The sequence below is a fragment of the Actinomadura latina NBRC 106108 genome, assembly GCF_001552195.1.
Taxonomy (GTDB): domain Bacteria; phylum Actinomycetota; class Actinomycetes; order Streptosporangiales; family Streptosporangiaceae; genus Spirillospora; species Spirillospora latina.
Genome location: NZ_BCQS01000019.1, coordinates 241,639 through 248,668 on the forward strand (window position 1 = coordinate 241,639; position 7,030 = coordinate 248,668).

A 7,030-nucleotide genomic window follows, 5' to 3' on the forward strand; every position below is an offset into this window, starting at 1 on the left:
GCTCTACATACGGGACGGCGGCGCCGTACTCATCGGCAATCCGAACAACTCGAACAGGGAAGGTTCGAGGCAGGTCGTCGTGCTGGTGATCAGTCCGTCGCGAGAATCGATGATGACCAGGCCGAACGCCTTCCCGTCGCGGTACTGCGCGAATGCCGGCGATCCGTTGGCCGCCGTACGGACCAGCCGGTCATCGGCGCAGGCACCGGCCGCGCCCAGCAGGGCGGCCCGGATCGTTTCCCGGCCGCTGAGCCACCACGCGAACGGCGGCATCGACATGGTGGCGTCCTGGTGGAGCAGCGACACCAGACCGTCGACGTCGTAGGCGGTGAACGCCTTGACGTACCGCTCGATCAGATCCTCGTCGACCTCGCCGCCCCCGCCCGTCGCGCGGCGTGCGGACATGGTGGCACGTGCTCGCTGCAGAGCACTGTTGACCGCAGCCGGACTGGTGTCGAGCAGCCCGGCCACCTCCTCCGCCGACCAGCAGAGCACCTCACGCAGGATGAGGACGGCCCGCTGCCTCGGCGGCAGGGCCTGCAGGGCGGCGACGAACGCCAACCGGATCGTTTCGCGCCCGGCGGCCAGCTCGGCCGGATCGCCGTCAACGGGCAGCACAAGACGGTCGGGGACCGGCTGGACGAAGGCGGCGGCACCCAGCGGCGCGCCGAGGAAAGCGCCGGCGGGCGAGGACGGGCCGAGGTCCATCGCCAGCGCGCGCCGCTGGACACTACGGGTCATGTCGAGGCAGACGTTGGTGGCGATCCTGTGCAACCAGGTGCGCAGACCGGCTTTGCGCTCATCGAAGCGATCGGCGTTCTTCCAGGCGCGGACCAGAGTCTCCTGAACGGCGTCCTCAGCCTCAGCGGCGCAGGCCAGCATGCGGTAGCAATAGCCGGTCAGGTCGACCCGGTGCGCTTCCAACCGCTCCGCGAAGACCACGCACCCACACTAATTCAGGATTTTGACCGGACCGAGCAGCAGCCGGCGGTCGTTGTACCAGCCGACCCATTCGACGATGGCGTACTCGACCTGGTCTCGGGTGCGCCAGGTGCGGCGGTGGATCAGTTCGGTCTTGAAGGTGGCGTTCAGCGACTCGGCCATCGCGTTGTCATACGAATCGGCGACCGAGCCGACCGAGGCGGTCACGCCCGGGTCGGCCGGCCTGGTGGTTTAGCGGAAGCTGACGCACTGGCAGCCCCGGTCGGAGTGATGAATCAAGGTGCGCGGCCGCACTGGCCTTTCGCGGCCGCGTTGCCACAGCGCCATCTCCAGCGCGTCCAGCGGCAGGTCGGTACGCAGGTGATCGGCCAGTTGCCAGCCCACGATGCGGCGGGAGAAGGCGTCCAGCACGAACGCCACGTACACCCAGCCCTCCCAGGTGCGCACATAGGTGACGTCCGCCAGCCACGACCGGTCCGGGCGGTCGGCGGTGAACTGCCGGTTGACCAGGTCCGGCGGTCGTGGCGCCGTCTAGTCCGGGGTGGTGGTGCGTCGCCGGTCGCGGCGGTGCACGCCCTGCAGGCCGCGGGCGCGCATCAGCCGTTCCACCGTGCACCGCGCCACCTGCACGCCTTGTCGGCGCAGTTGCTTGTGCACCCGGTAGGCGCCATAGGTGCCGTGACTGGCCTGATGGACGTCGGTGATCTGCTTGATCAGCACCGCGTCGCGCTGGGCGCGGGCGGACGGCGGACGGCGGACGGCGGACGGCGGACGGCGTTTGCGGCCGTAGTAGGTGCCCGGGCACAGGTCCAAGACCCGGCACACCGGCACAGGCCCCGAAGCGGTCACGCAGGTGGTCGATCACTATGACTACTTCGTCCGGGGCTGGCCGAGCTCGGCGGCGAAAAGCGCGGAGGCCGCTTTGAGGATCTCTGGCGCGCCTGAGCTCGTTGTTCTCCTTGCGCAGTCGCTTGAGCTCCTCACGCTCAGCACTGGTGAGCTGCTCAGGGCGCTGCCGGCGCCGGCCTGGGCCTGCCGCACCCAAGTGCGCAGGGCTTCGCGGTGGATGCCCAGATCGGCCGCGATCTGGGCGATCGGCCGATCGGACTCCAACGCCAGCCGGACGGCCCGGTCCCGCAGCTCCTGGGGTATTTGCGTGGTACTGCCATCGCGGGGATTCTCCTCCCTGCCAGCCAAGATCATGACTGGCTTGGAGGACTTCACCGAACCCGGTGGGCTTCACGGCTGGTCGACTGAGCCGCAGGCACCCTGCGCACCACCCTGGACATCGTCCGCAAGCCCATCGACCAGAAAGGGTTCGCCGTGCGTCCATGCAGGTGGGCGGTCGAGCGGACGCTGGCCTGGCTCACCGCACACCGGCGCCTGGCCCGCGACTACGAACGCCACTCCGCCACCAGCGAAGCCATGATCCGCTGGGCCGCCATCGGCCTCATGACCCGCCGCCTGGCCCGCGGTGCACGACCCGCCGTCCGCCAAGGCCCACGCCCCCTCGCCTACCAATAACAAGGTCCTTCTCGAACACGCACTCAGGCGCGCGATAGCCGGTCGGTGATCAGGGCGCGCAGTTTCAGGTCCTCGCTGATCGCCGTGACGCCTCCCCAGTAGCTGTGGCGGCGGTCGTCGGCCAGGACGTCCCTCATGATGGCGAGATGGCCGCCGGGCAGACCGTCCACGCCGGCGAGGGCTCGGGCGGCGGCCATTGCGACGGGGAGCGGGCGGCCTTCGAGGAGTTCCCGGATAGGGCGGATAAGGATGTGGGCGCCTTCGTCTGGATCGCCGGTGATCTTGATGAGGGCGTGGGCGGCCTCGTGGGCCGTCCAGTCGTCGAGGGCCTTTGCCAGTAGCCGCAGCGTCGGTACGTGGGCGGCGGCGTGCGGGCCGAGGTCGCCGAGGCGGCGGGAGACGTGGTGGTCCTCGCCCAGGCGCGGACCCAGAATCTGCAGGGCGGGCTCGGGATCGCCGGTCACCCGGAAGTGCGCCCAGGCGATCTCAATGAGCATCCTCCGCTCGCCCGTGCCGAGCAGCCGTTCCAACTCGGGGGATGCCTGCGCCGCCTCAGGGCCGATCGCGCCGAGTACTCCGGCCGCCCGACCCCACTCGTCGCGGTCAAGGAGCGCGGCGAGTTCCGGGACGACCCGCGCGACCTCGAAGGCCTGCGTGGCGGCCCACCCGGCGAGGCACTCCAGCAGGGACCGCCGGAGGTCGCCGGCGGCTTCCGGGCGCAGATGCGGGGAGATCGCGGGGATCAGGGAGTCCGCCCAAGGCGCGCACGGCGTCAGCAACTCCGTGAGCGAGGGCGCATTCGGCCAGAAGCCGAGCTTCCCGGCGCGCTGCTCGTTAAGAGTGAATCCCCTCTCCTGCCGGGCGAGCAGGTCGACGAGGCAGGGGACGGCGCGGTCGTCGCCGGACCAGGCCAGGCCCCAGAGCGCGACGTCCCCCGACGGCCCGTCCAGGTGGGCCGCCATGAGGTCGGCGTCGCCGGCGTCCTCGCGACGGGCGTGCGCGGCGAGGATCCGCAGAGCAGGAGCCGGATCGTCCAGGGTGTCCACGCAACCGCGCAGCGCGGAGAGCAGGCCGGGTGCGCGCGTGTGGACGAGCGCTTCGCCCGCGGCACTGACGGCTGCGACGCGCAGGTGCTGTTCGGGGTGGGCGAGCAGGGTGATACAGGCCGCCTGGTTGCTCTGCCGGTCGAGATCCCGCAGCACGTTCCCGACCGTACGGGCGGGGTCGCGCGAGGCGAGGTTGCTGTGCGGCAGCGGGACGGGCCCGGCGGTGAGCCCTGCGACGATCGGGGCGGTGGGGACCGGTCGGCCGGGGAGCGCCTCGGCCAGCGCGAGGGTCGCGTACATCGCCTGCTGCGCGTCGGCGCTGTCCGCCTGGTCACGCAGGAAGATGAGGATCTCGGGCAGGACGGCCGCCGAGAGGCGCTTGGCAAGGTCTCCGAGGGCGAGCAGGGTGTCGGTCCGGACCGAGGCGTCGGTGTCGGGCCACCCGGCGACGAGGGCCCGGGCGACCTCGTCTGGGTTCGCGATGTCATTGCAGAGCGCCCAGATCACACCCGTTCGGACGGACGGGTCTTGGTCACTGAGCAGGGTGAGCAGGCGGGGACGCGCCCGCGCCCACGCCCGAGGCCAGTCGGCGGCCACGAAGCGAGCGGGGACCACCGCGGCCGTCTCCGCGAGCCGCGCGAGGATCTCCAGCACCTCCGGACGGCACGGAACGCGCGGCGACTCGACGGCCTCCATGAGGAACGGCACAATCACCGGGGCGGCCGTGCAGACGAAGCCGCCCTGGTGATACAGCTCGTTGAGCAACTCGTCCACGGCCTCGAAGGCCTCGTCGGCGACGAGCAGGGAGCGCAGGAGAGCAGGCACATCGCAGCGGCCCCAGTAGGCGTAGGTGAACTCGCCCCACGGAATGTCGTCGACGCCCTCAAAGATCACTTAACGACGATATCGCCGGGTGGGGCCGGGAAGAGTTGCCTCCAGGTCGCGCAAGGACCGGGGTGGAACTCCTCATTCGCCTGTGCCACTGCCTCAGCGGCTCCCGATCAGTGGAGCGTGCCACCCGTTCGGTGAGGACGTGGCGTACCGTTCGTGCTCGGGGTCGTGCGGCCGGTCGCCATCAGGCAGGCGCTCGAAGGCTTCAAGGGTCCTCAAGATGCACGGGAAGGCGACCGATGGGACGTCCGCCGCCCCAAATACATCCTCGCCGCCTACATGGCCTCCGGCACCTAAGCCAAGGCCCGCAGACGGAAGCGCTGGTCTGCCGATGTGCGGGTGACTGGGGCAGAGGGGTTGGCCGGTGGGTTGTGAAGCGACCGGGATCTGCGGATATGTTCCTGCGACCGGGCTTTGCGGCCCGGGGAGGTCGGTCAGTGGACCACCCGGAATCGCAGGTGGGTGGCGTTCGGAGTGTCCGTCACCATGGTGGGTTCGAGCTGGTATCGGCCGCCCAGCTGCTCGAACAGCCGGGTGCCGCTGCCGAGCAGGACGGGGATCAGGTGGATCTGGATCTCGTCCATCAGGCCGGCGGCAAGGCACTGCTGGGCGGCGCCGGCGCCGTGCACGCCGACCACCTTGTCGCCGGCCGCCGCTTTCGCCTGCTCGATCGCGCTGTGGATGCCTTCGGTGACGAAGGTGAACACCGATGGCGCCCGGATGGTCTCCGGGGCCGGTGGGTTGTGGGTGAGCACGAAGCACGGCATCGGTCCGGCCGGGCCGCCGTCGCCCCAGCCGCCGTCGCCCTCGGCCAGGTCGTAGGACCGTCGGCCCATCAGGATCGAGCCCACGTCCTTGGCCATCGCGGCCATCACTTCGGCGTCGCGTGGGTCCGGGGCGTGCAGCCATCGGTGCAGGACCTCCCCGCCGTCTCCCAGTTGTTGTTCGCGGGTGACGTTCGGCCCGGTCACAAAGCCGTCCAGCGACATTGAGATTCCCGAAATCACCTTGGCCATGGCCTCTCCTCGTGAGTTGGTCGCCCGCTGGTGGCGCTATTTCCTTGCCAGGTCGACGGCGATGCGTCGATCACCGCCCGAGAGCAGTGAGCAGGACCTCGCCCGGGCGCGGTAGACCCGGTGCGGGGCGGGCCCGATGACGTCGGCGGTTCGCCATGGTCCGATGTCCTGGGCCTGCGACCGGACGGAGTACGTCGCGATCGCCGACTCGACCTCGTCCGCGCCGACCTCCTCGGCGACGGCGTCGACGTACAGCGCCTGCGCCGTGCCGGGCACCACCGCCGAGTCGAACACGACGAAGCCGATCTCTGGCCGGGCGGCGATGTTGCGCGAGTGCCGGGCGTCCGGTCGCGACACCCAGAGGAAGTGGGCGTAGGCGTCGTGGGCGAACCAGACCGGGCACGCCCAGGGCCTGCCGTCGTCATCGGCCGTGGCCAGTGTCAGGTAGCGGTTCGCGTCGATGATCTGCCTGGCCTTCTCGCCGAGGTCGTGTTCGCCGCCCATGTGCCGTCTCCCGCGTGGCGTCGCTTCTCTTGCGCGACAGGTCTACCGGCGGCGCAGGCTCGGGCCGAGAGATTCAGCCTATTCTGAATCCATGATCCGCTACCGGTTCGGCCCGGACGACCTGCTGCGGACCCGGCTTGCGATCGCCCCGCTGATGGAACTGCTCGGAGCGTTCTACGTGCTGCGGCGGCCGGAGCGGTCCCTCGTGCACCAGCGCTGGGTGGACTGGGCGGCGCCGCGGGTAGGAGGCCTCGACCTGTCGCTGCTGGACGTCGCGGCCCCGTTCGGCGGATCGTACTGGCCGGTGTTCATCAGCCCGCCGCCGCGGGAGCCGCATCCGGTGATCGACGCCGAACTGGCCCGCGTGCGCACGACCCGGCCGGAACAGGTCGCCGCCGAGATCGTTCAGAGGTACCCCGGCGGCGTGCCGGCGGCCGGCCGCGCCCTCGTCGATGACCCGGCCGCCGCCCTGGATGCTCTGGTCGACCAGATGCGCGCGTTCTGGGAAGCCGCCCTGGAGCCGCGGTGGACGACGATCTGCGCGCTCCTGGAGGCGGAGGTCGCCTCGCGGGCCCGGAGCCTGGTCGCGCTGGGATCGCGGGCCGCCTTCACCGATCTGCACCCGACCGTGACCTGGGACGCCGGCATCCTCAGCGTGCATCCGACATGGAAGGACACCGCCGACCTCACCCTCGCCGGACGCGGACTGCTACTGATCCCGTCGGCCTTCACCTGGCCGGAGGTCTGGCCGCGCACCGATCCGCCGTGGGACCCGGCACTGGTCTACCCGGCCTCCGGAATCGGCAACCTGTGGCAGTCCGCAGGTTCGGACGACGAGGCCCTGGCAACGTTGATCGGACGCCGCCGGGCCCAGATCCTGCGGGAGCTGGATCGTCCCGCGGCCACACTCCAACTCGCCCGGCGGCTCGGCGTCGGCCCCAGCGGAGTCAGCGACCACCTCTCGGTTCTCCGCCGAACCGGTCTCGTCACCCGCCGACGCGAGGGCCGTCTCGTCATCTACACGCGCACCGCGCAAGGCGACGCGCTCCGCGGCGCATGACAAGAGCGAACGAGAAGGCCGGAGTGCAACCAGCCGGTCGTGGGCTC

The 7,030-nt window shown here is 70.6% G+C and carries 10 protein-coding genes and 1 pseudogene; 3 read left to right on the plus strand and 8 right to left on the minus strand.

What is annotated here, in order from left to right; all coding sequences use genetic code 11:
* Positions 1-3: 3 nt before the first annotated feature.
* The 5 genes from AL2_RS24860 to AL2_RS24880 are packed head-to-tail and all read right to left on the minus strand — an operon-like array spanning position 4 to position 2,145.
* Positions 4-942 carry a sigma-70 family RNA polymerase sigma factor gene (locus AL2_RS24860; protein ID WP_067637465.1) on the minus strand — a complete coding sequence of 313 codons (939 nt, stop codon included), beginning with the start codon at positions 940-942 and terminating at the stop codon, positions 4-6.
* 9 nt (positions 943-951) lie between these two features.
* On the minus strand, positions 952-1,149 hold the full coding sequence (locus tag AL2_RS24865; protein WP_067637467.1) for an integrase core domain-containing protein: 198 nt from the start codon (positions 1,147-1,149) through the stop codon (positions 952-954).
* 24 nt (positions 1,150-1,173) lie between these two features.
* Positions 1,174-1,452 carry a DDE-type integrase/transposase/recombinase gene (locus tag AL2_RS24870; RefSeq protein WP_083946867.1) on the minus strand — a complete coding sequence of 93 codons (279 nt, stop codon included), beginning with the start codon at positions 1,450-1,452 and terminating at the stop codon, positions 1,174-1,176.
* Positions 1,453-1,473: 21 nt separating this feature from the next.
* Positions 1,474-1,755, minus strand: coding sequence for an IS3 family transposase (locus AL2_RS24875; protein WP_168444598.1), 282 nt, complete (start codon positions 1,753-1,755; stop codon positions 1,474-1,476).
* 57 nt (positions 1,756-1,812) lie between these two features.
* Positions 1,813-2,145, minus strand: coding sequence for a transposase (locus tag AL2_RS24880; RefSeq protein ID WP_083946869.1), 333 nt, complete (start codon positions 2,143-2,145; stop codon positions 1,813-1,815).
* Between the two features lie 72 nt (positions 2,146-2,217).
* On the opposite strand from AL2_RS24880, the pseudogene AL2_RS36740 reads away from it, so the two are divergent.
* Positions 2,218-2,466, plus strand: a pseudogene (locus AL2_RS36740) (IS5-like element IS4811 family transposase); the annotation flags it as partial.
* A gap of 23 nt (positions 2,467-2,489) precedes the next feature.
* Here AL2_RS36740 and AL2_RS24885 read toward each other — a convergent pair.
* The gene (locus AL2_RS24885; RefSeq protein ID WP_067637473.1) at positions 2,490-4,406 is read right to left on the minus strand and encodes a hypothetical protein; all 1,917 of its coding nucleotides are present in this window, start codon (positions 4,404-4,406) and stop codon (positions 2,490-2,492) included.
* 153 nt (positions 4,407-4,559) lie between these two features.
* Here AL2_RS24885 and AL2_RS37675 point away from each other — a divergent pair, with 153 nt between their 5' ends.
* Positions 4,560-4,700 carry a hypothetical protein gene (locus AL2_RS37675; protein ID WP_157438342.1) on the plus strand — a complete coding sequence of 47 codons (141 nt, stop codon included), beginning with the start codon at positions 4,560-4,562 and terminating at the stop codon, positions 4,698-4,700.
* Positions 4,701-4,837: 137 nt separating this feature from the next.
* Here the strand turns inward: AL2_RS37675 and AL2_RS24890 are convergent, their stop codons facing one another.
* Positions 4,838-5,419 carry a dihydrofolate reductase family protein gene (locus AL2_RS24890; RefSeq protein WP_067637475.1) on the minus strand — a complete coding sequence of 194 codons (582 nt, stop codon included), beginning with the start codon at positions 5,417-5,419 and terminating at the stop codon, positions 4,838-4,840.
* Positions 5,420-5,455: 36 nt separating this feature from the next.
* The gene (locus tag AL2_RS24895; RefSeq protein WP_067637477.1) at positions 5,456-5,923 is read right to left on the minus strand and encodes a pyridoxamine 5'-phosphate oxidase family protein; all 468 of its coding nucleotides are present in this window, start codon (positions 5,921-5,923) and stop codon (positions 5,456-5,458) included.
* A 91-nt stretch (positions 5,924-6,014) separates the two neighbouring features.
* On the opposite strand from AL2_RS24895, the gene AL2_RS24900 reads away from it, so the two are divergent.
* Positions 6,015-6,983 carry an ArsR/SmtB family transcription factor gene (locus AL2_RS24900; protein ID WP_067637480.1) on the plus strand — a complete coding sequence of 323 codons (969 nt, stop codon included), beginning with the start codon at positions 6,015-6,017 and terminating at the stop codon, positions 6,981-6,983.
* Positions 6,984-7,030: the final 47 nt, after the last annotated feature.